The organism is Candidatus Latescibacter sp. (genome assembly GCA_030692375.1).
GTDB lineage: Bacteria > Latescibacterota > Latescibacteria > Latescibacterales > Latescibacteraceae > JAUYCD01.
Map to the genome: position 1 here is coordinate 1 of JAUYCD010000001.1, position 25,891 is coordinate 25,891.

The window sequence follows — 25,891 nt, forward strand, 5'->3', positions numbered from 1 at the left end:
CGATACCTCCACCGAGGAGCACAAGGCAGCCTATAACTGCGACATCACCTATGGAACCAATAACGAATTCGGTTTCGATTATCTCCGCGACAACATGGCCATCAGGCCGGAGGATGTAGTCCAGCGTGAATTCTATTATGCACTTGTGGACGAGGTGGATTCGGTCCTCATCGACGAAGCGAGAACTCCGCTCATCATCAGCGGCCCTGTCGGCGGCACATCCACCCATAAGTACGAAGAAATGAAACCGCTTGTGTCTGGCCTTGTGGGCCAGCAGATGCGCCTCGTTAACACCAAGATTGCGGATGCGGAAAAACTCCTCGACACTGGTAATGAATACGAAGCCGGCACCCTGCTCCTGCAGGCTCAGCGCGGAACTCCGAAAAACAAGCGCCTTATGAAACTTATCGCCGATCGGCCCGAGATGAAGAAGCTCATCATGGGTGTGGAAAACGATTATCTGCGGGACAAGCGCATGCCGGAAATCGACGAGGAGCTCCTCTTTGTCGTTGATGAGAAGAATCATACCATCAACTTCACCGATAAAGCGCTGAACGGTATGCATCAGGAAGAACGCGATGTATTTGTCATTCCGGACCTGAATGAAGAGATCAGCGAGATTGAGGTAGATGAAACGCTGTCGGCGGAAGAAAAGATTATCAAACAGGAACAGCTTACCGCCGAATTCGCGCTCAAAACCGAAAAAATCCATAACGCCAACCAGCTCCTCCGGGCCTATACGCTCTTTGAAAAAGACCAGCAGTACGTGGTGCAGGACGGCAAGGTTATGATTGTGGATGAATTCACCGGCCGTCTGATGACCGGGAGGCGCTATTCCGACGGCCTTCATCAGGCGCTGGAAGCCAAGGAAAATGTCCATATCGAGCAGGAAACACAAACCCTCGCCACTATCACCCTGCAGAACTATTTCCGCATGTATGATAAACTTGCAGGCATGACCGGAACCGCTGAAACCGAAGCCCCGGAATTCTGGGAAATTTACAAGCTCGATGTGATGGTCGTTCCCACCAACAAGCCATGCATCAGGGTTGACAATGAGGATCAGATTTACCGCACCCGCCGTGAGAAATACAACGCTATCATTCAGGAGATTACACGCCTTTACAACATGGGCAGGCCGGTTCTGGTAGGGACTGTTTCGGTTGATGTCTCCGAAACCCTGTCCCGGATGCTCAAGCGGACCGGCATCATGCACAACGTGCTCAACGCCAAATACCACCAACGCGAAGCCGAAATTGTCTCCCTGGCCGGAAAGAAAGGAACGGTAACCATCGCCACCAACATGGCCGGACGCGGAACGGACATCAAGCTTGATCCCGAAGTGCGCGCCATGGATGATCCGGATGTTCCGGGCGGTCTTCAGATTGTCGGAACCGAGCGTCACGAGGCACGGCGCATTGACCGTCAGCTCCGCGGAAGATCTGGCCGTCAGGGAGACCCTGGATCGACCATGTTCTTCCTCTCGCTAGAGGATGACCTCATGCGGCTTTTCGGCTCCGACCGTATCGCCGGAATCATGGGCAAGCTCGGAGTTGAGGAAGGTGAAGTCATTACGCATTCCATGGTGACAAAAGCCATCGACCGCGCGCAGAAGCGGGTGGAAGCGCAGAACTTCTCCATCCGAAAACACCTTCTGGAATACGACAATGTGATGAATGCCCAGCGGGAGATCATCTACGAACTGCGGAATGCCGCTTTGAAAACAACCAATGTCCGTGACCGGCTTATTGAGATGATCGACTCCGTGGCGGAAAATATTGTAGCAGAATTTTCCGATCAATCGGGGAAACCGTTGGATTGGGATATGGAAGGGCTTTTGATTAAGTTTACTTCTGTATTCTTCACCCGGTTCACGCTCACGGAGGACCAGGAGTTGATCCTTACCCAGGAAGGATTAACCAACTTTCTGGTGGAAACAGCGAAAAAATCCTACATGCAGAAAGCTGCACTGATCGATCCGGAGAGTCTGGCCTGGAACGAACGGATTATCCTCCTCACCACCATTGACAACCTCTGGAAAGAACATCTCTATGAGATGGACCAACTCAAGGAAGGTATCGGACTCCGCGGATACGGGCAGCGTGACCCGCTCATCGAATATAAGCGCGAGGGATATCTCCTCTTCGATACCACCCTGAATGCAATCAGCATCAACACCCTGAAAACTCTTTTCCGGGCTATTTCAAAAGTGCAGTTCGAACATGAAGAGCGGCTGGCAAGGTCCAGAATGGCGGCCATGTCACCCATGTCGGCGATTACCGCCCGTCATGACAGCGCCGCCGCCTACGGCGCCCAAACGGTGGAGAGCGGACCGGGAGGACAGGTTGCGGTGAAACAGAAAACGGTACGGAACGCCATTCCGAAGGTTGGGAGAAACGAACCCTGTCCCTGCGGCTCGGGGAAGAAATACAAAGTTTGCTGCGGGCGCTGATTTTTTTCTTGTGTTCACTACCGGTTTCCTGTATATTTTTTTCAATGTCGAGCGGGAATAGCTCAGTGGTAGAGCGCCACCTTGCCAAGGTGGATGTCGCGAGTTCAAGTCTCGTTTCCCGCTCCATGTTTTTTACACGGATGTCCGGCGGCTGTATCGACAGGCGCCATAGCCAAGTGGTAAGGCAGAGGTCTGCAAAACCTTTATTCTCCGGTTCAAATCCGGATGGCGCCTCCAGAAAAAAGTAAGGGGTTACTGGTAATCGGCCGGTAATCCCTTTTTTTTAATTTATATGTATTTACTTGCATGTTGTCAAGAGTTATTTCTATAATTTACAATATGTTATACAAAAATACTTTTTGCCGAATCATTTTCTCAGTATTGTCTCGATTTTTTCAGGAAGAAGGGGTGGTACGACACCATGGAAATCCCTTTTTCGCCTACCGCATAAAGAATCTCTTCTTTTTCTGATTTCCCTCCCAGGGTGATACCAAGAAGGGGAGCGCCGCCCAGGTTTCCGGAAGCGCGGATAAGGAGCGAATCATCGGCGACAAAAAGCCGCCCGTCACGGGTTGTAAGCACGATGTCATTCCTCCCGTGTTCTTTGACGGGAATGATTTTCATGTCGGAGATTGCGCTCCCGACACTCATGGAGAGCAGCCGTTTCCCGGTACGGTCGTACTTGAACAGATCTCCGGCCTCGGTGGCAACGAGGATCATCGGCTCGCCGGAAGCGAAGTCAACGATATCACGGATTGCGGTGACCTCATCGCCCACATTGGCCGCCCAGCGGGTAACTCCCTTATTCGCCGTAAGGGCAAACATCTTGTTGGATTTCGTCCCGAAGATTATCTCTTTCTTACCGTCCCTGTCCACATCGAGAAAAATCATATCGGTGAGATATATGCCGCAGTAATCGGTTCTGGAAATGAATTCACTTCCCATCTCCTCCCAGGTGTACCAGAGGTTTTTGCCATCCCTGGGCGAGATGACATTCAGCGGGGTTTCGTACCGGGTTCCCACTGCGATATAGGATTCTCCGGAATCATTCCTGAGGAATTTGACCATCGTGTCGGGATGATAGAACACAAAGCTTTCGAACCGGGTGGAGCCGTCCGCAGGATTCAAGGCGCACATTTTCCAGCCGGTAGTGGCGACGAGAATGGTTTGTTTACCGCTGTTATCAATATCGGCGACTGAAATGTAGGTGACATTACCTCTGCCGTTGAACCCGGTCAGCTTCCTGTTCCAGAGGGCTTTCCCCTCAGCATCGAAACAGAACAGTGATTCGTTGTCGTCCCCGGCAAGAATCTCATTTCTCCCATCACCGTTGATGTCTGCTGCGTTCAGTACGGGTACAGGCCGTGCATTTGGAATCTGGCAGAGGAGCGTGATTTCACCGCCCCGGACCCGGGAGATATTCCCTTTTCCATCGCTGTACAGCACATCCTGTCCATCCTGGCAGAACGAGATAATTGAGTCGGCGGCCGCTATTTTCTTCATCCCCTGGAACCCGAAATCGGCCAAAGGTTGCGGCTGGGGCGCGGGATTCACACGAAGCCCGGAAGATGCAAGCTGCCGTACCAGCGTCCGCAGATCCGGAATAACTCCGGTCATGGTCACCGTATAAGCGCCCGGCGAAAGGGTTATTGTACCTTCACCGCTTTCTCCGGTTCGGGCGGCGGAGACGCTCAGGCTGCGGAGTTTGAATACCCCGCCGGCCTGCTCGGGAACGATCAGTCTGCCGGTTAATTTCTGGAAGTCAAGGGTCAGGTGCACAGGCGCCGGAGATTCAAACGAGATGTCGCCGTATTTCAAACCTGTCACATTCACCAGGGTAAGGCCGGTCGAATCAAGGGTGTAAAGCTGAGCATCGGTGGCGATTTTCCCGGCGAGGAAAGCAGGATCGATTCCGATTATCTCGACAGAGGCGCCTTCACGGATTACATACGCTCCCTCTCCTGCCCGGTAGAGTTCTTTTTTGTCAGCGGCAGCGCTGCCCTCGACCGAGAGAAGATTGGCAAAGGTATATTTCCCACTCGTTTGCAGGGGGAGGTCCTTGTGGGCATAACAGATCCCGTGACGACCGCCGCCCGGAGGATAATTTCCGGCGTTCACCGAGTAGTCGGATTCATGTGTGATGCTCCGGGATGCGTCATCCGCGCTCCGGATGAACAGTGACAGGTCGCCCTGACGGACGCGGTACTCATTCCCTGCCAGGGTGACATCTCCGGGGCATCTCCAGCGGCATTCCAGCCGATAATCACCAGAAGTCCTGGCTTTAACCGTGTCGAGGAAGAGGAAGTATTTCCCTTTCTTCCAGGCAATGGTACGCGCCCAGGCTGCGCCGTTGAAATCCTCAATGGTGCTCTGGGAAAATCCGGTATTACGGAAATCGGCGGCATAATCCAGCACGGTGAGAGGGGCAGGCTCTTCCTGGACGCCGTCGCGGGTAACCACAACCCCATTGTGATACCGGGGGGTGTTTTTTATGTAATCCGATTCATGAATCCACAGATGGTTCTTCCATGTTAGGCGGGGAACCGTGTTGCCATCGATATGCCCGTGGGAAAAGGTGGATGTCCCGTCCAGGAGAAGGTACTCATCCTGGGGATTCAAACTGGGACGGAAAGCCAGCTTATCGATATACCTTCCGTTTTCGCGGGGGATGTAGCTGTTGTCAAAAGACCGCAGAGCGCTCCAGCGCAGGGCGCCTTTGTCCAGGAACACGGGGTGGACCCCATAGAATTCCTTCGGCTCCTCCTCCGGCATGTTCACCGTATAGGCGCCGGAGTACATGCTCTCCAGTGAGAATCCGAGGTCGCCCGGTCTTCCGGCCTGCCCGCTCGACGAGTTGTTCCAGTTGTAGAGCCACTGGTAATGCTTGTCTTTGTAGTACCAGGCCGCCATGCTGAAGAATGTGTTTTCTATGCCGCGGCTGCTCCCCTGCGCACGGTGAGAGTACCCGCCGACATCGCCGAAACCGACCGGGTCGTTCCGGTTGTCCAGGGCGGTCAGAATGATATCGGCCAGGCCTTTGAGTTTTCCACTTTCCAGGAAGGACAGATCGTTCTGGGCCATCTGGTAGATAAGGAGGTGAAGCGGGGAATAATTCAGATACCCCCCGGCGTCGTCATTGGGACGGTAGGAGGCAGCTTCGCCGTGTTCGAACGCCAGGTAATATTTATCCGCCATGGAATCGAGCCCGGTAATGCCGTATTTCTGGGTGAAATACCGGTGGGAAAAGAAAAGGCTCAGCGCGAGGAAAGTGGTATGGTTCTGACGAGGCTCATCGGGCGGCGACATATTTTCATCGAGATTGGGAAGCCAGTTGCAGAAGCGGGCATATCCCCACAACACCTCATCAACGAGCTTGCGGTCCTCAAGGGTGAACAGCGGATCGTCATCGATAAGCTCCCAGGCATATACCATTTTCCAGAGACAGAAATAGAGGTTTGTCCAGGGCTCGGTGACCCACCAGCCGTTTTTTTCCGACCGGTCATAGCAGGCGCGCATGCCGGTCATGAAATGTTCCGCCCACTTTTTGTCGCCGGTCAGATGATAAGAGAGTCCCCAGTTGGCGATGGTGGCGTAAGGCATCATGGCGGATCTGGCATTTTTAAGCGCATTTTCAAGGTTGAAGGCAACACTTTCCGGCGCCCGCGGGAAAGAGAGCGTGGTCTTGAGATGACGGAGCGGCGGCGCGGACTGAGCATTCTCGGCCAAAAGCCCGACGAACTCCCGGAATCCGGCCTCAATGTCGGCGTCGCTGCTCACCCCGATAACCAGCACATTGCGCCCTTTATTCCAGATTGATTGCGCCGGGGTAATCACCACTCCGCCTTTTCCGGGGAAAAAGGCGTCGGCGAACGCATACCGTTTTTTGTACAGGGCAAGCGCCCACTTGTTGTTGGAAATGTTCCCGATGACTATCAGGTTGCGGGTGAGGTCGCTCTCTTGAAGGTCATCAGCTTTCCGGAAAGGGATATCGCTCCCGCATTTGCTTTTGAGGAGCGCCTGCATGTCGTTCACCCGTGGTTCAGCGGCGGCGGGATACACAACCATCGTTTCCTGAGCGGAGAGCGGCAGGGTGAAGACAGTCGCGCTGACTTTCGCCGGGAAAGCATTCTTGATGAATTCGTTGTTGGTTGTATATGCACATGCCGGAGACTGGAAAACCGGTAAAGCCAATGCGGCGAATAAGATAGATGGAAAAATCAGGCGCAGGAGTTTCATGATAAACTTCCCCTCTGGAAAAAAAACGGTAGTGCAAAGTTGCAATTATTTGTTTATACTGTTTGTAGATGCCGAAACAAGTTCGCATGACTCATGACGCAGTAACCGAGCCGCATTGAACTCTTTTCAGTTTTTAAAATGAAAACCGGACATCCTACTTCGCAATGATCATCTTCATGGTTTTTATATTGTCCCCGGCTTTAACTGAATAGAAATAGACTCCCGCTGAAAAAAGTGATGCATTCCATGTAACGGAATGCGCTCCCTGACTTAAATATGCATTCATGATAGTGTCCACTTTCTGCCCCGCCACATTAAAGATATCAATTACGGTTTGCGATGGTTTGTTTAATGTAAAATTGATTGTAGTGGAAGGATTAAATGGATTGGGAGTATTCTGTTCTACTGAAAACGGTTCGGGAGCAGCCTCGCTTACCGAGACATCAAGGCCGATCTCTCCTTTTATGGAATCATGGCCTAAAAACACCAGATAATGTACACCGGCTGTCCTGATGTTGTTGCTGATATCCTTGTAGATACCGTCAAAGGCGGAACCGCTGTCTACATAGAGAGCTCCCCATTTCCATCCAGCACTCTCTCCGGCAACCGCAATATAACCGAGGCCGGTTCCATCCGGAGCCAGAAGACCCCAGGTGACCGCTCCCATATCGTACGCCGAACCCATGCTGAAAAGATTCGCATCGGTTGTCCAGTTGAATACATACGGGCCAACATTCAAATCACGGCATACCCAGGGTCTTGTTGCGTTCGTATTCGCGTTCAAGTCAAAAGTTCCATCGCCGTTCCCGTTTGTCCATAGATAGAAGTCATCATCTTTCTCAGCGTACGGATTCACCATTTGTTTGATGCAGGAGTCGCCGCCGCCCATAAAAACATAACCGTTTCTGAATGTAAATCCGCAATCCGGGCCTCCGTTCATCTGGCCGCCTTTTTGGAAGTCATCAGGTGAACTCCACCAGCGAGTAAGATCGACATGTCTCACCATAGAACCGTCAGAAACGTCCAGGACATAAAAATCTGCATCCGGGGTCTGGATGAGCTTCCGGTTGCCGTCACCGGTGAAGAGATAATCGCCTCCGTCCGAAAGCACACCTGGTTCTGATTCTTCATAGGCGCCGAATGAAAACTGTCCATTCTCGCCCCAGGTAGTTATTATCTGAGATTGGCCGTTTGGAACCCATGATCTCTTTTCGACAAACTGGGTTCTGGAACTTTGATTCCCATACTCCCAAAAGAAATTGCTATGGTTGTCGGGCTGGAGAGCCATCACGCCGCCGGCAAAGTTCCAGGTTCCCTGGGGAATAAAGTAGGTGCTCTCGATGAGGGAATCATCGGAAGTATCACTTCCGATGACCCATTTGTAGACATTCTCTCCCCCTCCGGATCTTGCTATAAACCCGCTGTAGAAAACCGGATTCGTCAGAGGTTTCCCATTCTGTCCCATTTCCTGGATCATCCCCATGTTCCCTGAATATCTGAAATCCACAAAGGGATTACTCGATATACGATCGCCTGTATGAATATTATCATAAGCCCAGATATAGTATGTATAAGTATCGGCGGGAACCACTGCGCCGCCTTTACCTTTTCCGTTCCAGATGAATTCGTTTTTCCCTACAGCGAGAGAGGTCAATGGAGATACATACATACAGGTATCTATTTTGTTCATATAATGCCATCCGAGAAATCCATTCTGAACTTTGTTTATCGACTTGGCTTTGTCTTTCGTATATACAAGGAAATACATGGCTGCGGGAACTCCGCTCACCGTTATGGGGATGGATAATGATTTGCCGTCGAAACTGTATCTGATCTTGCCGGGAGCGGACAACCGGAGCAATGTCGGTTGAAATGGCGCTGCGAAAAGAGTTGAAATCGTTACCATGAAGGCAACCGCGAAGAAGAATGCTTTTTTCATTTGCTTACTCCAATCAGAAAATGGGTTTTACTCTTTCAGGTTATCCTGTTTGTTCAGCAAAGGTACAGGCAGGGGTAATAAGGCATTGATGGGGCAGTATCTCAAAGATTGTAGCATATTTCAATTCTTCTTGAATAAAAATATATAACATTATTTTGTCTTGTCAATCAATAAGTTTTTTATTGCTCCGGTGATTAATTATAAGATTGCATTGTTGTAAATAGTTGCCGAAACAAGTTCGGCATGACGTCGTACAATTTAACTGTTTAACCATAGGAACAATAACTTAATAAAGGGACCGCGGAAGGGACAAAATGCTCATCCGCTTTTTTAATTATTTGGAGGATTTGTTCTCTCGGAAAAAATTATGATTCACTTTAAATTCCTCTTGACATGCGTTTCAACGCACTATATGTTATGTATATATAACATTGAATTACTTATATCTAACACAAAGAATTGAGAATACACATCTGTCAGATATTCTCCGAAACGTAGTATCCTCATGAAAGGAGCGGAAGCAATGCGGAAGAGAATGACTGTTCTCCTTGCAATCGGAATCATCTGCATTATTTCGGGGGGTGTAATGATAGGGCTTCACGTTGGCCCGAAAATCATTCCCATCACTCTGTTTTCAATCGGCGGGGCGTTTATCGCTATATACTTTGCTACCAGAGGCGGCACCCTCATTCTTGATGAAATGGTGAAACGGGTTGACGCTTTGAGTGGAAATTATTCATTCATCGCCTCCCTGTTTTTTATCTTCGCCCTCAGTATTATCAATTATTTCTACCCCTTGCCGTTGAGCATTGACGGATTATTGCTGACCATGATGCTCTTCATGTCACTCTCGTACATTTTTATCCGACTCTATCTCCTGAAACGGGGCAAGGCGGAATGAAAACGCGCATAAAGGAATTCCGCGCCCGTCACGACCTCACCCAGGCGCAGCTCGCTGAAATGCTCGGCGTCCGTAGGGAGACCATATCTTTCATCGAGCAGGGGAAATACAATCCATCGTTGAAGCTGGCTCACCGGATTGCCAGGGCTCTAAAATCATCCCTCGATGAGATTTACATCTTCGATGATGAGGATAATACAACCGATATAGAGAAGGTATAACCTTGAATGATATACCGGGTATAAGAATCGGTCGGGGAACTTCGTGCTTGACTTTTTGACCAATTTTAGTGTATATGATATATACGGAGAACATAGAAAACTGTGGCGAACAGACTGTATAGTTCCGGGAACCTGTGGTTTCCGATACACAAGAAACTTCGACGTTCGGATTAAAGGTTTCCCGTTTGAGTACATTTAGTTGTATACCTTTTATATGTTATGTTCAGATAGAAAAGTGACCCATAAGGAGAATGAACTATGCAAAACCTGACTCGCATTACCTTTGACCCGAACGTGATGGGGGGCAAACCTTGTATTCGTGGATTGCGTGTCACTGTCGGAACGATTGTCGGATTGGTGGCCGCCGGATATTCCACTGCGGATATTCTTAAAGCCTATCCCTATCTCGAAGAGGAAGATATTCGTGAGGCCCTCACTTACGCGGCCTGGCGAACAGAAGAAATCGAACTGCCTCTGGTCAAACCATGAAACTTCTGATTGATATGAATCTTTCTCCAGACTGGGTTGAAGTATTCCAGCAGCAGGGATGGCAATCCCTGCATTGGTCAACGGTGGGTGATCTTCGCGCGCCGGATAAGGATATCATAGAATGGGCACGCGCCAATGGCTATATCTTGTTCACTCATGACCTTGATTTTGGGACTATTTTGGCTACGACTCGTGCACAAGGGCCGAGTGTGATACAGGTTCGCGCTCAGGATATTTTGCCGCAGAGTATGGGGTCTAGACTGGTGCAGATAGTGCAGTCCTATCAATCGGTGCTTGAGAGCGGAGTACTGATCACGGTAGACGAAAACAGATCACGGATACGGATTCTGCCATTCAAATGAAATTTGATCGCGAAAACCTCCGAGGTGTTGAAAATGAAACCATGGTTTGGCCGTATGATGCCCTTTCAAATTCGCGGTGACGAGATTTTTTCACGGGAGGATTCCATGAACGGCTCTAACGACAAACAATCAAAAATACAAATGCGCAGACGGATCGGTTCCGGTGGTGGGGCAGGGCTCAATTGTCTATCATAAATTTCCAGAGAACTTATCCATTGAGCAACGATTATGAAAGCATTAAGAAACGTGCAATTCAAGTACTGGACAAATATCTGAGATATCCAGATCTAATAAAGTTCAACGATGTAGATAGAAGTGTCACTTTTGCCACAGAGAGACTGATCCCTACCACCTCCACAAATAGACCACGTGTCATGCTTCTGTTCTCAAACCCTCATCCACACTCAGTTCATCAAGGCATGTTCCTTTCGCCGAATACCAAAGGGCGGGAGAGCCTTTTCTGGTCTGCAATGAGAGATGGTGGTTGGCTATCTATCGCAGAAGAAAATCTTAATCCGAAGGAACTTGCAGGCATTTGTCTCGAAGCAAAATACCGAGGACCATTCGACCTAATCTTCTACTGTTACTACGCTTTTCCAACCGATTTTCCAGAAGATATCAGAAGAATATTTGGAAAGAATTATTTCAACCAATTCATTGAATCGGAAGCAATTTATGAATTTAGGAAGACAATTAAAGAGACATCTGTGGAGGCAGTGGTCACGTTCAATAAAGGGATATTCAATCTTGTGTCAAAAGATCAGATTGAACGTTATGTAGGTCAACTCATGCAAGGGGAACTGATTCAGAGCCAGATTAAAGGCATTGACAGATACGTTCCCATCTTCTTGACTTACCCAACAGGTTGGCGATATCACAGGCAATATAGGCAATTTCACAAGGCCAGCCTTGATACAATAAAGAAAGCCATTTGCAGTGTGGCAAATGTGCCAGAAATCAAGAACACTAAACCAGCCACTGCAGCCGACGCTTGGGCCAGGCGTCATCATAAGTGAATGAGGTACCAGCACAAGCGCGGCTGAGCTTGGTCATTAGTCAGACAATCAAACTAACCATCATCATAAATATCTTCATTTTCCCTCTGCCCGTTTTTAAGAAAAAGCCCTCCGTTTCCGAAGGGCTTTTAAGTTTTCAACAACATCGCGGCATAGGCCGCAATGAGGCCTGAATCAGGTGATTAAGTTAAGTCTCTTGGGAGTCACCGTATTATTCAGTGATCCGTTGATGTCGTAATTTTCCTGGGGCTCGATGTGCAGCCGTTTTTCGAGTAATCCGCGTTAGATCGATGATTTTGCGTAACGCCTCGTTCACCGCGGCGGAATCATGAAAGGCCTTCGCCACATCCGGTTCGAGGACGACGATATTAGACCCCTCTTTCAATAAACGACCGCTGTATTTTCCGCGAACAGCTTTCGAGTAGTCGAAGTCGTATTCGGGTCGCATATCGTCAGTATGTTCTTCCTGTTTCTTCTTCATGGCGCTTTCTTTCGTGCGTGGAGGCTTTGCGAGCGCTGATGATGCGGATGATTTTGCCTTTTTCGGTATGTGAGACAATCAACAACCTTCCATTCACAGTCAAGCACTAACCGAAGCGAAAGCCCCCCGTTTCCGGAGGGCTATTCTGCATGGGTTTTCTTCTTTTCCCCCCTTCGATAAGGGGGGTGTCGCCGAAGGCGACGGGGGGATCATTTTTTACTTCTTCTCCTTCACCACGGCCTGGGCTGCCGCGAGCCGCGCGATGGGAACCCGGAACGGCGAGCAGGACACATAGTCCATACCGACCGAGTGGCAGAACTCCACTGAGGCCGGGTCGCCGCCGTGCTCGCCGCAGATGCCGACCTTCAGCTTGGGATTGGTCTTACGCCCCCGCTTGATGCCGATCTCCACAAGCTCTCCGACTCCGTTACGGTCGATGGTCTGGAACGGGTCTGCGGGGAGAATCTTTTTATCAAGGTAATATGGGAGGAATCCGCCTATGTCGTCGCGCGAGAACCCGAAGGTCATCTGGGTTAGGTCGTTCGTTCCGAAGGAGAAGAACTGGGCGGCCTCGGCGATGGTGTCAGCGATAAGGCAGGCGCGCGGGATCTCGATCATGGTGCCGACCAGGTGAGTGATCTTCTTGAGCTTGTACTTGGCGAGCACCTCCTCGTAGACCCTGCGGCAGATGGCGAACTGGTTATCGAGCTCTTTGACCGCACTTACTACGGGGATCATGATCTCAGGCTCGACCTTCTCGCCGGCGACAAGGAGCTCGGCGGCGGCCTCGAAGATCGCCCGGACCTGCATCTCGGTGACTTCGGGGTAGGTGATACCGAGGCGTACGCCGCGGTGTCCCATCATGGGGTTCGACTCGTGAAGGGCTTCGGCGCGATCGGCGAACTCGGTGGTGGTGATGCCGAGGCTTTTGGCGAGCTCTGCCTGCTGTTTTTCGTCGCGAGGGACGAACTCATGGAGCGGCGGGTCGAGAAGACGGATGGTGACCGGAAGCCCCTTCATGGCTTCGAGGGTGTTCTTCACATCGGTCTTGACGAACGGGAAAAGCTCTTTGAGAGCCGCGCGACGCTCCGCTTCTGTCTTGGAGATGATCATCTTGCGGAGGATGAAGAGAGGCTTTTCTGAATGCTTGCCGTAGAACATGTGTTCGGTGCGGAAAAGGCCGATTCCCTCGGCGCCGAATGAGCGGGCGCGCGCGGCGTCCTCGGGGGTGTCGGCGTTTGTGCGGATCTTTAACTTACGGAAGGGATCAGCGAGCTTTAGGAAAGATTCCATAAGCTTGTATGTTTCCTCACTTGGTTCGACGAGGCCAAGACTATTTGCATATACATTTCCTTTAGTGCCATTTAAACTTAACCAATCGCCTTCCTTGAAGGAGGCGTCGCCGATGTGCAAAATCTTCTTAGCGTAGTCGATGTGGATCGCTGCACAGCCGACGATGCAGCATTTCCCCCAGCCGCGGGCAACAAGCGCCGCGTGCGATGTCATGCCACCGCGGGCGGTGAGAATCGCCTGGGCCGCACGCATGCCCTCCACATCCTCTGGATTGGTCTCCTCGCGGACGAGGATGACTTTTTTTCTTTTGTTCGCCCACTCGACTGCATCTTCTGCGGTGAACACTATCATGCCGACAGCACCGCCAGGACCCGCAGGAAGACCTTTCGCTAATGGCTTGACCCTCATTTCATCTTTTGGATCAAGAATGGGAAGCATGAGTTCACCAATTTGGGCCGGGGTGACCCGCATGACCGCTTCTTCACGGGTGATGAGCTTCTCGCGGTGCATGTCGATGGCCATTTTCACCGCCGCCGGACCGTTCCGCTTCCCGATACGGCACTGGAGCATGTAGAGGACGCCCTTCTCGATGGTGAACTCGATGTCCTGCATGTCGCGGTAGTGCTTTTCGAGCCGCTTCTGGTAATCGTCGAGTTCCTTGTAGAGCTTGGGAAAGCGTTTTTCGAGGGTAATGAGGTCCTTGTTGTGCTCGCTCGTCGAGGGTTTGTTGATGGGAGCGGGAGTACGGATTCCTGCCACCACGTCCTCTCCCTGGGCGTTCACCAGGTATTCGCCGTAAAATTTCTTGCCGCCGTTCCCGGGATCGCGTGTGAACGCCACGCCGGTGGCGGAATCCTCGCCCATGTTCCCGAACACCATCGCCTGTACGTTCACTGCGGTGCCCCAGTCATCGGGGATGTTTTCGATACGGCGGTAGGATACGGCGCGCTTCCCGTTCCAGGAGAAGAACACGGCGCCGATCCCGCCCCAGAGCTGTTTCTCGGGATCGTCGGGAAACGTCTTGCCGAGCACATCCTTGACTCTCTTCTTGAACTGGGCGCAGAGCTCCTTGAGATCGGCGGCGTCAAGGTCGGTATCGTTCTTCACACCCTTACGTTTCTTCATATCGGACATGATGTGTTCGAGCTGACGGCGAATACCCTTCTCTTCCGATTCCGGCTCGATCCCTGCCGCTTTTTCCATAACCACGTCCGAATACATCATGATAAGGCGGCGGTAGGCGTCATATACGAACCGCTCGTTTCGGGTCAGTTTGATGATTCCCGGAATTGTCTTTGCTGTCAGGCCGATGTTGAGGACGGTTTCCATCATACCCGGCATGGAGCGCCGTGCGCCCGAACGCACAGAAAGAAGGAGCGGATCACGGGGATCGCCGAATATTTTCCCCATAAGTTTCTCGACCTTTTTGAGAGCTTTTTCAGTCTCCTCCTTGAATCCTGCGGGGTATTTCTTGCCGTTCTGGTAATAATAAGTGCATGCTTCTGTGGTAAGGGTGAATCCGGGGGGCACCGGCAGTTTCAGGTCGGGGTGTCCCGCCATCTCGGCGAGATTGGCGCCTTTTCCGCCAAGCAGTTCCTTCATAGATTCATTGCCTTCCGCAGAGCCTCCGCCGAACGAGTACACATATTTTTTTGGCATTGCGCCTCCTTAATGATATGAATAAGGGGAAAAAATCAATGAATCGGGAATTGCGCTTGTCACGAATGAATGCCTATGTAACCCGGATAATTCATAAAAGTGGATTTATTTTTCTATGACTTTTCTACAGCCCCTTAAATCCCCCAAAGGGGGACTTAAAAAACTGCAAGACAACATAGAAATAGGTGATTTTAATTTATAAAAAACCGACGTGTTTTATCCTTATCCAGTGAAAGTCCCCCTTCGGGGGATTTAGGGGGCTGCCTTCCAAGTGATGCTATAAGTATTTGTTTAAAATAAGTTGTGATAATTGTTATGTAAGTTTATGAATAATCATGGGTAAGAAACACAGGCGAAAAATATACAAAATATAATTGAGGTTGTAAAGGGAAGATTGGTTTCCCGGCCATCTCGCCATCTGCGATTGTTGGCCAGTTCAAACGGTCTATTATAGCATAATTCATTTCCGTGCCACATGTTTTCACTCTTTTCTCTTTCTATTTTTTATTCATGTCTATAAATTACTTACCCATACAAAGAGAATGTTTTCATCTATTTCCGAGGAGTATTCCATGCACACCCGTCGTTCGTTCCTACAGGAAGCCGCTGTCGGCGGTATTGCAGCGATCATCGCCTCACGAAAAGCCCCGGCGTTCGCCCAGGACATGAAACTGATCAAAATAGGGCAGCTTGGATTGGGGTCGCACGGATTTGCTGCGCGGTTTAAAAATCCTCCCGCCAAATTGAAGGATATCATTAAGTGCAAACCCTATGCGGTCTGGGACGATGTGCCGGGGGTAGCAGAGCAGATGCAGCAGCGGATGGGCTTCGAGATAGCTCTCAAAGACCCGGTCGACCTGGTCAGGCAGTCGGATGTCGTCCATATCGAGCATGCCGATATCCGTAAGGTCTGCAGCCTGGCGCGTCCAGCCCTCGAAGCGGGAAAGCCGGTGTTCATCAACCGCCCGTTTACCGCGAGCATCGCCGACGCCGAGGAAGTAATCCGCCTGGCGAAAGAACACAATGCCCCGCTCATGCAGGGATCATCCCTCGAATACCAGCCGGAGCTCCCTGAAATAGCCCGCTTCGCAAGGGAAAAAGGCCCCCTCCGCGCTTATGAGTGCTACTGCCCGGAGCCGTTTTTCAACTGGATGTTCCCGCATGTCATCAACTTCGCCCACGCGGCCCTGGGCGGCGGCATTGATACCGCCTATTTCAGCGGAGATTTTGTACTGGAGCTGGGCGATTTCAAAGTGGAGGGAGACAAGTTTGTGGATCCCAAACGTCCCTATGGTTCGGCGGTCAGCCTTCTTGCTTACAAGCCAAAAGACGGCCAGCCTCCGGTTATCGGTATCAACCAGATCGGCGGCGCTCCCGGCAGTTACCATCTTACAGTGTATGCCTACAATGAAAGCAAACAGTTTGTGGTAGGGGAAAAGCTCAACGCTCCGAATATATTCGAGCCGATGTTTCTGACCCTGAACGATTTCTATGTGAACCGCAAACCGCCGCGCCCATACGAGGCCATCCTCGAACAGCACCGTGCTCTGGTGGCAACCAATGTCTCCCGAATGACCGGGAAAGCGGTGAAACTCGATTCCCTGAAAGGGAAGGATTCCCTTCCCTGGTCGGATTCGATAAGAAATTACGTGCTGCGGCCTTATTTAAAAAAGGGATAAGTAATCGATGAAAACGAAGGATTTTGATCGCGTAGAGATGAAAAGACGTGGTGCAGAAGTTCTCTACAAAAAATTGAAGACTGTGACGCCGGAAGAACAACTGGCATATTGGAAAGCAAGCACAGCGGCGACAATTATTCCAAAACGGGCGTATATCGGCACACTCTTTTTCGCGGAACCTCAACGAAGTTAAAAAATTCTGGGAGTTGGAGGCGGAAAGCCGATGGAGAACTTCGACCTGATCAACACAAATTTCTGAAAGATTACAAGTATGTCGAATTTGTTCATTGACAACTACGGAATAAATCAGTATATTTATCAGATATAAAAATGAACAAAATATTTTTTCTTATAGAAGGAGAGTCCTTGTGCCCCATCATATTCAATTTAAAAAGACCTTGCTTCAAAACGAGAAATTGCAGTTGAGAAACCGCGCAGCTAAATCCCGCCTCAACACCATTGTAAAAAAGGTGCACGCCGCCCAGTCCAAGGAGGATGGCGAAAAGGCGCTGAGGGACGCGGTATCTTTGATCGATTCTACCGCACATAAGGGGATTATAAAAAAAGAAACTGCCGCCAGAAAAAAGTCACGGCTCAGCAAATTTGTGGCCGGTCTCAAGTAATTTCCCTTTTTAAAATTATGCAAAGGGGTGTCTACGGGCACCCTTTTTTATGAAATGAAAGTCTGAAACATGATTCACATGATTCCATGATTGACCTGATTTTTGACATGATTCCATATTTTATAGCGTTTCTTTTCAAAATAGATGCCGAAACGGTTTCATCGTTCCCGCGAAGCGGCAACGGTTTCATCGTTCCCGCAAAGCGGCAACAAGTTCGGCATGACACGTGTCATCCTGAACTCGTTTCAGGATCTAAACACTCAAAACATGTACTGAGGGTATGCAAATGACTTCCCGAAATATTCAAATCTGGCTCAGGCAAACCCGAGCCAATTTCCTGATACTTTCCGTGCTCCTTGTCGCGATAGGGGGGGCAGCCGGGTGGCGTGACGGCAGTTTCCATGTCGTCCTGTTTCTCCTCACTGTTATCGGGGTTGTTTCCGCCCATACAAGCGTGAATCTTTTCAACGAATACTCCGACTGGCGCACCGGAATCGACTTTCACACCCTGAAAACACCGTTCAGCGGTGGTTCTGGCACCCTGCAGGAAGAACTTTTAAAACCCCGGCAGGTGATCACAGCCGCCTGGATAACACTCCTGTTTGCGTTCATTATCGGCCTCGGCCTCGCCTGGAGCGCCGGATGGATGATTCTCGTTTTCATGGCGGCCGGGGGCCTTACTATGGTCTTTTACAGCGATTACCTCGCCCGATGGATGCTTGGAGAAATTGCCAGCGGCATTACCCTTGGCTCGATGGTGGTGGCAGGCGCGTACTATGTCCAAACCGGAACGCTTACTCCCGGAATCATCTGGGCTTCAATCCCGCCTGGGATACTGACTGCGCTTCTCCTCTTTCTCAACGAATTCCCCGACGCAGAGGCCGACAGTGCGGGAGGACGAAGGCACCTGGTCATTGTCCTGGGCAAGCGCCGGGCCGCAATTCTTTATGCCGCATCGCTCCTTGCAATGTATGTTCTGCTCGTTGCGGGCGTGCTGGCCGGAAAAAATCCAACCGGTGTGCTGCTCGGCCTGCTTACCCTTCCACTGGCGCTGATAACATCATACCGCGCGCTTCGATACCACAGCGACACTCCCAGCCTCATTCCCGCGCAGGGTCTCAATGTGATCATTGTGCTGGGAACCGACCTGCTCATGGCGATTGGTTTTATCATCGGGTAAAATCTGCAGCCGCTAAAAATCAGCTTGAAAAAAAGAAGGAATATCCTCTTGCAACAATGCATAAATTTGATTATGTTCTCCTTCGGTGAATTGGCTATAAAACATTCCCATCCTACTCTCCTTGAGTAAGGAGATGATTCGTTGGCGCAAATACTGTTATAAGCCAACTCACCATCAATTTCACCTACCGTGTTGCACTTGGGAGTTGAAACCGCCCAATAAATAATTTTTGTCAATCGTTTTTTACTGCGCTATCCCTATATTTTCATTGCACTGGAACAGGTTTGTTACTTGAGCAGGGTCATCTTCATGGTCTTGGAAAAATCTCCGGACTTGACAGTGTAGAAGTATACACCGGCAGAATGCCAGGAGGCATCCTAGACAATCGAATGTGTTCCGGCGTTCATGCTGCCGTTCACGAACGTGGCAACTTCCTGACCAGCTATGTTGTAGACCTTTAGGGAAACCATACCCGCCTTCTCAAGACTGTATTGAATCGTTGTGGACGGATTGAATGGATTTGGAAAGTTCTGCGAGAGTGGGAAGAAATATTAAGGTAATCCAGTAAATATACAATATTCGTTACGGATAAGTTTTTTATGATGTTATGTTTTCATGCCGCAATTCTTGAACTTTTCCCCGCTACCCCACGTTCAGGTGATGTTGCTACCGTCGGAGCCGTCGTCCTTTTTCCGCGGAGGAGCGATGAAACGGAACAACCGGGAGGAGGAACATGAGCACACCGAGGAACTGGCGGCCGCCGTTGTTGAAGAAGTGCCCGAGGAATATCATTGTATTTCTCTGCATTGACTTCTGGATGACAACACCGGGCAGTTTTCTCTGGCATTCGAGCTCGATCGAGGTGATAGCCGAAAAGGATATGTCCATGAAGATGAAAAGCATGACGAAGGGGATAAAAATAATAGCGGCTATGAGCCGCCTCCGCATGGATATAAACGGCCAGGAGAACAAAAGCGTATAGAAGATAATGGCGGTCACGAACTGTGAACTGATGGAGAGATTGCTGGTGAGATAATCGATGAGAGGTATATCGATTCCCTTGATCCACTTGGTGATCTTCATTCTATATACGATAATCCGGCTGCCGCCGGATTCTTTGTACTCGATATTGGCGAGTTCGATTTCAGGATAGGATCGCTGAATGATTGTCGTGACCGTCGGGAGAGATGTTTTGACGATCGAAGGCGCAATACCATAGAAGAAGGCGGTAACCACGACGTTTACCGGGATCATGAGCGCGAGGAAGAGTAGATATTTTTTTATGCTGCTCACGTATATGAGCTTTCATGGCAACGTTTCATTCATTGCGAGGGGTTTGCGGCGACGAGAAAAAATGGATCCACGCAACGAAAAAGAGAACTCCGAAAAAGATGATGAAGGTTTGCCCTATGTATATGTGCATAATATCGAACATCGCGGGTTTGTGTCTCATTGTATAAACGATTATGATGATGCGCCCGATATTCAGGCAGTACATGAAAACAGTACCGATGAGCATGCCGAGCAGTTTTTTCCTGAGACCCATGGAATACGCGATCAGGGCGGCGATGATGATAAAGATTCCCTCGATACCTTCGCAGCCCCAGCCGATCTCGACAGATCCTCCTCCCGATTTCAGGCTCCTGCCCGCTGCGGTCATTTTTTCACCGGGCGAGAAGGAATTGATGAGAGAGGCGCTGACGACAGCATTCGCGTGCTGAAGTTTGTCGGGAATACCGATAGAATTGCTGAAATAATACATTGATTGAGCAACCACAAAAATGAGAACGAACAGGAAAATAAATCGCAGCTCGCGGCTGTTCGCCAGGGCAAAGCGCTTCATGGCCCTCAGCTTTTTTTTCATCAGGAAGAGTACCCGGAGATGTGGTCGAGATTCTTATGAAAGGGGATAAGATACTGCATAACCATAACCCGCGCAATAAGTTCAGAAACGACTGCCTACTCAAGCGGCCCGGATTATCAAGACCCGGGCCGTTTTTATTATGAGATCACTGCATGAATAACGTTATCCCATTACTCACTATCAGGCGGCTTTGTAGTTCTTTCTTCTTATGCTCCATATCGCGAACGCCGCGATGAATAGTGCGAACAGGATGAGACCCCATTCAGTGAGGGTCGGGATGCCGGGGGCCCCGCCGTTTATTTTTATGTCCGAATTGGTCGTAGAAGTTATTGACCAGAACGCCGGAAAACTACTTGTGGTGAATACATTTCCTCCAGATGAGTCATAGGTTGTAGCGGTAACTACCTGGTATGGGTCACTCCCAGACGCCCAAATGTACCCCGGCTCGAGTTGGATGATGCTGGTTGCGGCGACATTAAGTGTATTGACCGCCAGTAAGTCTTTTGTGGCATTAACAATATCGACGATGAGCTTTGATCCAGCCTGGAACGTGAATGGACCCGTCGTGGTGAGCGTTCCCACGCCGCCGTCGCCGGGCTTCACTATGGCGCCGACAGCGATGGTGACCGCGTTATTGCCGAGGTTGCCGGTACCGCCGAGCGTTGTGTTGGCGTTGCTGATTGTGAACGCACCCGCAACGCTCTGACTTGCGTTGACGAGGAGTATGCCTGCGTCGACGTTCGTTGCGCCAATGTAAGTGTTGACGCCGGCAAGCTTGAGGGTCCCGGCGCCTATCTTTCTGAGTACGCCAGAGCCGCTGATAATGCCCGAGTATGTGGTGTTTGTTGTTTGATTTATTGTCATTGCGCCGCCCAAAACTATATTACCACCCGCAGCTCCGCCGCCTGAGAGGGAGCCGATGTTTTCAAGAACACCGGCGGTGGTTATTTTGGCGTTTGCGTTGTTGCTTAATAAATATGTACCGCTGCTGGTAAGCAAACCAGCCGCATTGGTTGTGATAAAGCCGCTCTGGAGGGTCGTATCACCGGTGTAGGCCCATGCAGCTGAAGTGATAGCGATGACTTGGTTGGCGGCCATGTTGATTGTCACACCGCCGGCCCCTATGATACCGCCCGTAAACGTAGCGGCCGAGTTGCCCTGAATTGTCAGAACAAAGCCGTTACCCACAGAAATGGCAGTGTCGATAGTTGTGCCTGCAGCAGCGAATTCTATTGCCGCGTTGCCGGTAAGGTTAACAAGAGGAGTCCAGTTACCTGCATTGATACCCCCTGCCACTGTAACTTTGAGAATCCCGCCCGTCATGGTTATACCACCAGCGCCGGACCCAAAAGCAGAGATATGACCAAGTTCTACTGTACCGGTGTTAATGGTAAGTGCGCCAATGAAAGTATTAGCACCGTTTAAGGCAAGCGTTCCGGCTCCGCTTTTTGTGATTGGTGTCCCTGAACCTTCAATAATAGCCGCTGTGACTGTGGTATTACCTGTACCAGCGAATGTGGTGAGGCTTGCACCAGTGTTAGTGATCTGAAAACAACTGATTGTAAAGAGTCCCGTTGAGTTGTTTGTGATAATGTCTGTGCCGCCTTGTACGAGACTTCCACCGCCCGTGATGTTTGAAGCATTACCGCCGGCAGTTACAGTGATGGAGCCGCCGTTTGGAATTGTTAAGTTACCGGCAAGTGTTATAGTAACAACGCCGCCGGTTGTATTAATCTGAAGGTTTAAACATGTGCCACCCCCAGCGGGAACTGTAGGAAGACTTGCTACAAATGGTATGATTGCAGTATCTCCAGCTCCAGGAACGCCAGCACCCCAGTTACCTGCTGTTGCCCAATCCGTATCAGTTCCACCAGTCCATGTGGTTGTTAGGGCAAACCCGTTCCCCGCCCAGACCAGCATCGCCGCCATTGCGGCCATCACGAACACGATCACCCATTTTTTAATCATGATTCCCTCCTTGTTTATTGTTACTTGATAGTGAATGGTATATGATGATTTTCTTCATGTTTCACCTCCGATGATATAATAAAAAAGGCTGAGAAATTAATCCCAGCCTGGTTGACTCCAATACTGATATTTGTCACGCGGGATTTTTATAAGGGAGAACCCTGCCATAACTCCCGAAGATGCTCTTAGGCTATCTCATTTTATCGTCTCGAATTTTTCAATGTGGTTAAACTTCCCGTCCTCAAAATAGATGGACACCTTCCCATAATAAAGGGATTGACTGTCTGATAGTATTGTGCTTTCCGCAACGATGCGTTTAATTTCAGCTATAAAATCCGAAATGTCAAGCATTTTTTTGGGATTGATATCTTTCATCATCAAATCTCCAGTTTAAAACATGGTTGAAAAGCACCGTCTATCATAATCATTTTTTGTCTTTTTTCTTCTCGGAGTTATCCTGTTTAGTATTCTTGTCTCGATTAGTATTTTGATCATTGCCTTTTCCTTTATCCTGCTTTTGTTGCTTTACCCAATTTTTATGCTCGGGATGGTTTTTGTTTACAAAATATTTTGAATCACGGCTATAGCGGATTGGATGCTGATCATGACGATCTCTATACGACGAATATTTTTCTTTATACGTTTGGTGATTTCGATATGGTTCCCGCTTATTCACTACTACTTTATAAGAATTATAGAGGTCATAACCACGATAACGGGAAGGCAAAGATGATCTGGTAATCCACTGTCCTCTTTCAAAATAAATAAACCGATGCAGAGGAACATTGTAGTAAACTTCAATATCGGGTAAGTAGTAATATTCAACATGATCATAACCAGTCGGACCCCAAATTGGTTGACTATCTACTCCACCAGATCCTTTGCCAATCGCACCACCTACCAGCATGTAAGTGAGTCCACACCCCATCAGGAGGGTGATCGAAACACAGAGTACCACTGCGATAACAACGTTCATAAGTGCTTTCATTGTATACCGCTTTTCAAAATGTGAATGAAACCGCTCACAGTGTAGGAAGTAACCAGCCCCAGAAGCCACAATACGATCAGAACAGTTGAGATCGTTAAAAGCATGGCAAATATCCTTTCCGATTTTGGTTTGGTAAATAAGCTCAAGGAAGTTATCCGGTCCACTTTCTTGTTGAATAAGGCTAAAACGTTCGTTGGGTTAGTAAACGCCATATCTGATGCTGTCCGTATAACGTCCACCTTGACCGGCGCAAGTAAGCCGTGTCCGCGCGTGCGTGGCTTACTTGCGTACGTGTCCAAGGTGGGCGTTGGCAACCCTGGCTATCGGAAGTAGAATCTTACTCCGATTGCTGCATTGATATCGAGGTCCGTGTCAGGCGTCACATCAAGAATGGGAACAACTTCTGCGAAGAGATCTACCGGGGCGTCAGCGAACAGGTAGGAGATCCCGAAGGGTATGCGGATGCCGATCAAGGCATTTTCATCGTTTTGTCCTGTATCCTTGAGCTTGATCCTGCCCCCCACACCATAGTAAACTGGGAGTCGGCCATTGAAATCCTTCGACCGCAGAAGGGAGAAGTTGTGATACAGATAGTCCGCATGGAATTGAAATGATTTGTTTTCCGAGAAGGACCAGGCGGCAGCGGCGTCCACGGCCCGCGTCCCCCCAATCCATTTCTTGATGCTGACGCCGGTTGGTTCCCCAACGATTACACCAACACCCAGCCCGTTTTCACCTCTTGCCTCTGACATTCCAAACGCCAGGGCAAACAACACGAACGCTACGGGTACTGTTTTCATCTATCTCTCCATATCCCCTTTGATGATGGCTTCCTGTTCCGCCTCTGTAATAATCCCTTTTCTTTCAGCACACGGTAAACACTGCTGGGACTCACCGCCACTATGTTACCATCGAGCAGCATATACGTCACACGACGGTACCCATCACCACAATGAAGAAGATAAAACTCAATAATAGCTTCTTTCTCTCACTCCGCGAACCACCAATCCCTCGGTACCCACCCGTTGTGCTCATTCACCTTCCTGTCCTAAAGGGACTCTTTCTTAGGAATCCCTTTAGGACATCGGCGGTACTTTGTTTGGCAATTACTTGAGCAGTGTCATCTTCATGGTTTTCGAGTAATTCTCGGATTTGACCGTGTAGAAGTATACACCGGCAGAGAACTTGGAGGCATTCCAGGTTGCTGAATGATTACCCGCGTTCATGGTGGTGTTCACCAGGGTGCTGATCTTCTGCCCGGCCATATTGTACACCTCGACCGTCACTTTTCCGGCTTTGGCCAGAGTGAAGCTGATCGAGGTGGTGGGGTTGAAGGGGTTCGGGATGTTCTGCGAGAGCGAGAACTCTATAGGCGCCAATTCATTCTCGACAGCAGTCGGTATCCCCGCAGGCTTCGTAACGGCATTGGCGTCTAATGTAACCGCGGTCTGTGCCAGCGCTCTTCCGTTCAAAGTTGCACCGGTCTGCATCTCAATCAACGTCTGACACAATATATTTCCCTTCATGGCAGCTGTCGTTCCAAGAGTAACTTGGCCGGCGACCTGCCAGAAGATGTTCTTGGCCTGGGCGCCGCCGCTGAGAGTAACAATGGCTCCATTGGCCACGGTTAGATTTTGCGCTATCTGGAAGATCCAGACATCGCTTGCGGTGCCCGAGATGGTAACACCAGCAGCAGATACTAGGACCCCGGTACCCCACTTGTAAAGACCAGGAGCGAGTGTCATCGAAGTAATATCTCCGGCGCCAAGTTCAGTAGCAGTGGGTAACGTTCGTCCGGCGGCGTCGGTGTACGCGGTTTGCATGTCGAGTACAGCCGTGGTCATGTAAGCTGGAGTAGGAGACGCATAGTCGGCAGCATAGATTTTCCCGGTCACTAAAGATGATGTTGAAAATGTATTCGAAGCATCCAGTATTAACCCAAATCCGGTTATGAAAGTTGCGGCGGCTGGACTAACTCCAATATCTCCAACAATTGAGGTGGTTCCAGTGGTTGAGATTCCCGTTTTTGCCAGAACCGCGAAATTGGCGCCAGATCCAAGGTTTACAGCCGCTGGGCCAGCAGCGATGGCAACAGACGCCGCCATCGAAGCAACCGTCAGCATCGCCCCGAGGAGACGCGCGCATCTGCCTGAAAAACGTGTTGGATTTGTTGTGTAAGTCTTCATAATACCCTCCTTGTGGTTAATAACCGCCATGTCCACGCGTTTCGTGTGACATGACACATCCGATAGTATAAATACGGAAAATGTGTAGATAGAGTCAATCGGCCAAGGGGATGAAAAGGGAGCTACATCGTGTGGAGTATGAAATGAAAGAGGAGCTACATCGTTTGGGTGAGGAATTACTCGTCTTTCGGAGAAATACTGCCCTTGGTAATACTAACCCGGATTATTCACAAAATTTTTACGCATTAATCTTAAGTGCTTATATAATAAAATGATAGAAGAATATTTACCTTAATTTCTTCAAAATTGAATTATTTTCGATGTAACATATGTTCACTCTATCTGTAATTTCTT

The 25,891-nt window shown here is 49.7% G+C and carries 21 protein-coding genes, 2 tRNA genes and 2 pseudogenes; 12 read left to right on the forward strand and 13 right to left on the reverse strand.

Annotated features, from left to right (window positions below; all coding sequences use genetic code 11):
• The 3 genes from Q8O92_00005 to Q8O92_00015 form a co-directional block, all read left to right on the forward strand.
• Positions 1-2,452, forward strand: a 2,452-nt coding sequence (locus Q8O92_00005; protein MDP2981699.1) for an SEC-C metal-binding domain-containing protein, incomplete at its 5' end; no start/stop codon positions are given.
• Between the two features lie 51 nt (positions 2,453-2,503).
• A tRNA-Gly gene (locus Q8O92_00010) sits at positions 2,504-2,578 on the forward strand.
• Positions 2,579-2,614: 36 nt separating this feature from the next.
• Positions 2,615-2,689, forward strand: a tRNA-Cys gene (locus Q8O92_00015).
• A 138-nt stretch (positions 2,690-2,827) separates the two neighbouring features.
• On the opposite strand, the gene Q8O92_00020 is transcribed toward Q8O92_00015, so the two are convergent.
• Positions 2,828-6,688, reverse strand: coding sequence for a VCBS repeat-containing protein (locus Q8O92_00020; protein MDP2981700.1), 3,861 nt, complete (start codon positions 6,686-6,688; stop codon positions 2,828-2,830).
• A gap of 154 nt (positions 6,689-6,842) precedes the next feature.
• The gene (locus tag Q8O92_00025) at positions 6,843-8,627 is read right to left on the reverse strand and encodes a T9SS type A sorting domain-containing protein (protein ID MDP2981701.1); all 1,785 of its coding nucleotides are present in this window, start codon (positions 8,625-8,627) and stop codon (positions 6,843-6,845) included.
• Positions 8,628-9,150: 523 nt separating this feature from the next.
• On the opposite strand from Q8O92_00025, the gene Q8O92_00030 reads away from it, so the two are divergent.
• From Q8O92_00030 to Q8O92_00050, 5 genes are all read left to right on the forward strand, one after another.
• A complete protein-coding gene (locus Q8O92_00030) occupies positions 9,151-9,528 on the forward strand; it encodes a hypothetical protein (protein MDP2981702.1) in 378 nt (125 codons plus the stop codon).
• Positions 9,525-9,749, forward strand: coding sequence for a helix-turn-helix transcriptional regulator (locus tag Q8O92_00035; GenBank protein MDP2981703.1), 225 nt, complete (start codon positions 9,525-9,527; stop codon positions 9,747-9,749). Before Q8O92_00030 ends, Q8O92_00035 begins: the two co-directional genes overlap by 4 nt.
• A gap of 258 nt (positions 9,750-10,007) precedes the next feature.
• A complete protein-coding gene (locus Q8O92_00040) occupies positions 10,008-10,238 on the forward strand; it encodes a DUF433 domain-containing protein (GenBank protein ID MDP2981704.1) in 231 nt (76 codons plus the stop codon).
• Positions 10,235-10,600 (forward strand): DUF5615 family PIN-like protein, encoded by a 366-nt coding sequence (locus tag Q8O92_00045; protein ID MDP2981705.1) that lies wholly within the window; start codon positions 10,235-10,237, stop codon positions 10,598-10,600. The genes Q8O92_00040 and Q8O92_00045 overlap by 4 nt, the downstream gene beginning before the upstream one ends.
• 215 nt (positions 10,601-10,815) lie before the next feature.
• The gene (locus tag Q8O92_00050) at positions 10,816-11,616 is read left to right on the forward strand and encodes a hypothetical protein (GenBank protein MDP2981706.1); all 801 of its coding nucleotides are present in this window, start codon (positions 10,816-10,818) and stop codon (positions 11,614-11,616) included.
• A 211-nt stretch (positions 11,617-11,827) separates the two neighbouring features.
• Here the strand turns inward: Q8O92_00050 and Q8O92_00055 are convergent, their stop codons facing one another.
• Both Q8O92_00055 and ppdK read right to left on the reverse strand, forming a co-directional pair.
• A complete protein-coding gene (locus Q8O92_00055; protein ID MDP2981707.1) occupies positions 11,828-12,097 on the reverse strand; it encodes a hypothetical protein in 270 nt (89 codons plus the stop codon).
• A gap of 216 nt (positions 12,098-12,313) precedes the next feature.
• Positions 12,314-15,049: a pyruvate, phosphate dikinase gene (ppdK, locus tag Q8O92_00060; GenBank protein MDP2981708.1), complete on the reverse strand. Its 2,736-nt coding sequence runs from the start codon at positions 15,047-15,049 to the stop codon at positions 12,314-12,316.
• Between the two features lie 572 nt (positions 15,050-15,621).
• On the opposite strand from ppdK, the gene Q8O92_00065 reads away from it, so the two are divergent.
• From Q8O92_00065 to Q8O92_00080, 4 genes are all read left to right on the forward strand, one after another.
• Positions 15,622-16,728, forward strand: a complete 1,107-nt coding sequence (locus tag Q8O92_00065) for a Gfo/Idh/MocA family oxidoreductase (protein MDP2981709.1) — start codon at positions 15,622-15,624, stop codon at positions 16,726-16,728.
• A gap of 7 nt (positions 16,729-16,735) precedes the next feature.
• The gene (locus Q8O92_00070) at positions 16,736-16,921 is read left to right on the forward strand and encodes a hypothetical protein (GenBank protein MDP2981710.1); all 186 of its coding nucleotides are present in this window, start codon (positions 16,736-16,738) and stop codon (positions 16,919-16,921) included.
• 175 nt (positions 16,922-17,096) lie between these two features.
• Positions 17,097-17,351 carry a 30S ribosomal protein S20 gene (gene rpsT / locus Q8O92_00075; protein ID MDP2981711.1) on the forward strand — a complete coding sequence of 85 codons (255 nt, stop codon included), beginning with the start codon at positions 17,097-17,099 and terminating at the stop codon, positions 17,349-17,351.
• A 286-nt stretch (positions 17,352-17,637) separates the two neighbouring features.
• The gene (locus tag Q8O92_00080; protein MDP2981712.1) at positions 17,638-18,531 is read left to right on the forward strand and encodes a prenyltransferase; all 894 of its coding nucleotides are present in this window, start codon (positions 17,638-17,640) and stop codon (positions 18,529-18,531) included.
• Between the two features lie 377 nt (positions 18,532-18,908).
• On the opposite strand, the pseudogene Q8O92_00085 reads toward Q8O92_00080, so the two are convergent.
• The 9 genes and pseudogenes from Q8O92_00085 to Q8O92_00125 all read right to left on the reverse strand — a co-directional run bounded on the left by Q8O92_00085 (position 18,909) and on the right by Q8O92_00125 (position 25,456).
• A pseudogene (locus Q8O92_00085) lies at positions 18,909-19,046 on the reverse strand (hypothetical protein).
• A 151-nt stretch (positions 19,047-19,197) separates the two neighbouring features.
• Positions 19,198-19,824 (reverse strand): hypothetical protein, encoded by a 627-nt coding sequence (locus tag Q8O92_00090; protein ID MDP2981713.1) that lies wholly within the window; start codon positions 19,822-19,824, stop codon positions 19,198-19,200.
• A gap of 25 nt (positions 19,825-19,849) precedes the next feature.
• Entirely contained in the window at positions 19,850-20,395 is a 546-nt protein-coding gene (locus tag Q8O92_00095) for an archaeosortase/exosortase family protein (GenBank protein ID MDP2981714.1), read from the reverse strand.
• 180 nt (positions 20,396-20,575) lie between these two features.
• The gene (locus Q8O92_00100; protein MDP2981715.1) at positions 20,576-22,363 is read right to left on the reverse strand and encodes an IPTL-CTERM sorting domain-containing protein; all 1,788 of its coding nucleotides are present in this window, start codon (positions 22,361-22,363) and stop codon (positions 20,576-20,578) included.
• A gap of 195 nt (positions 22,364-22,558) precedes the next feature.
• The gene (locus Q8O92_00105) at positions 22,559-22,741 is read right to left on the reverse strand and encodes a hypothetical protein (protein ID MDP2981716.1); all 183 of its coding nucleotides are present in this window, start codon (positions 22,739-22,741) and stop codon (positions 22,559-22,561) included.
• Positions 22,742-22,787: 46 nt separating this feature from the next.
• Positions 22,788-23,351, reverse strand: a complete 564-nt coding sequence (locus Q8O92_00110) for a hypothetical protein (protein MDP2981717.1) — start codon at positions 23,349-23,351, stop codon at positions 22,788-22,790.
• A gap of 14 nt (positions 23,352-23,365) precedes the next feature.
• Positions 23,366-23,455: pseudogene (locus Q8O92_00115) on the reverse strand (lmo0937 family membrane protein).
• Between the two features lie 216 nt (positions 23,456-23,671).
• On the reverse strand, positions 23,672-24,151 hold the full coding sequence (locus Q8O92_00120; GenBank protein MDP2981718.1) for a hypothetical protein: 480 nt from the start codon (positions 24,149-24,151) through the stop codon (positions 23,672-23,674).
• Between the two features lie 306 nt (positions 24,152-24,457).
• Positions 24,458-25,456, reverse strand: coding sequence for an ice-binding family protein (locus Q8O92_00125; protein ID MDP2981719.1), 999 nt, complete (start codon positions 25,454-25,456; stop codon positions 24,458-24,460).
• Positions 25,457-25,891: the final 435 nt, after the last annotated feature.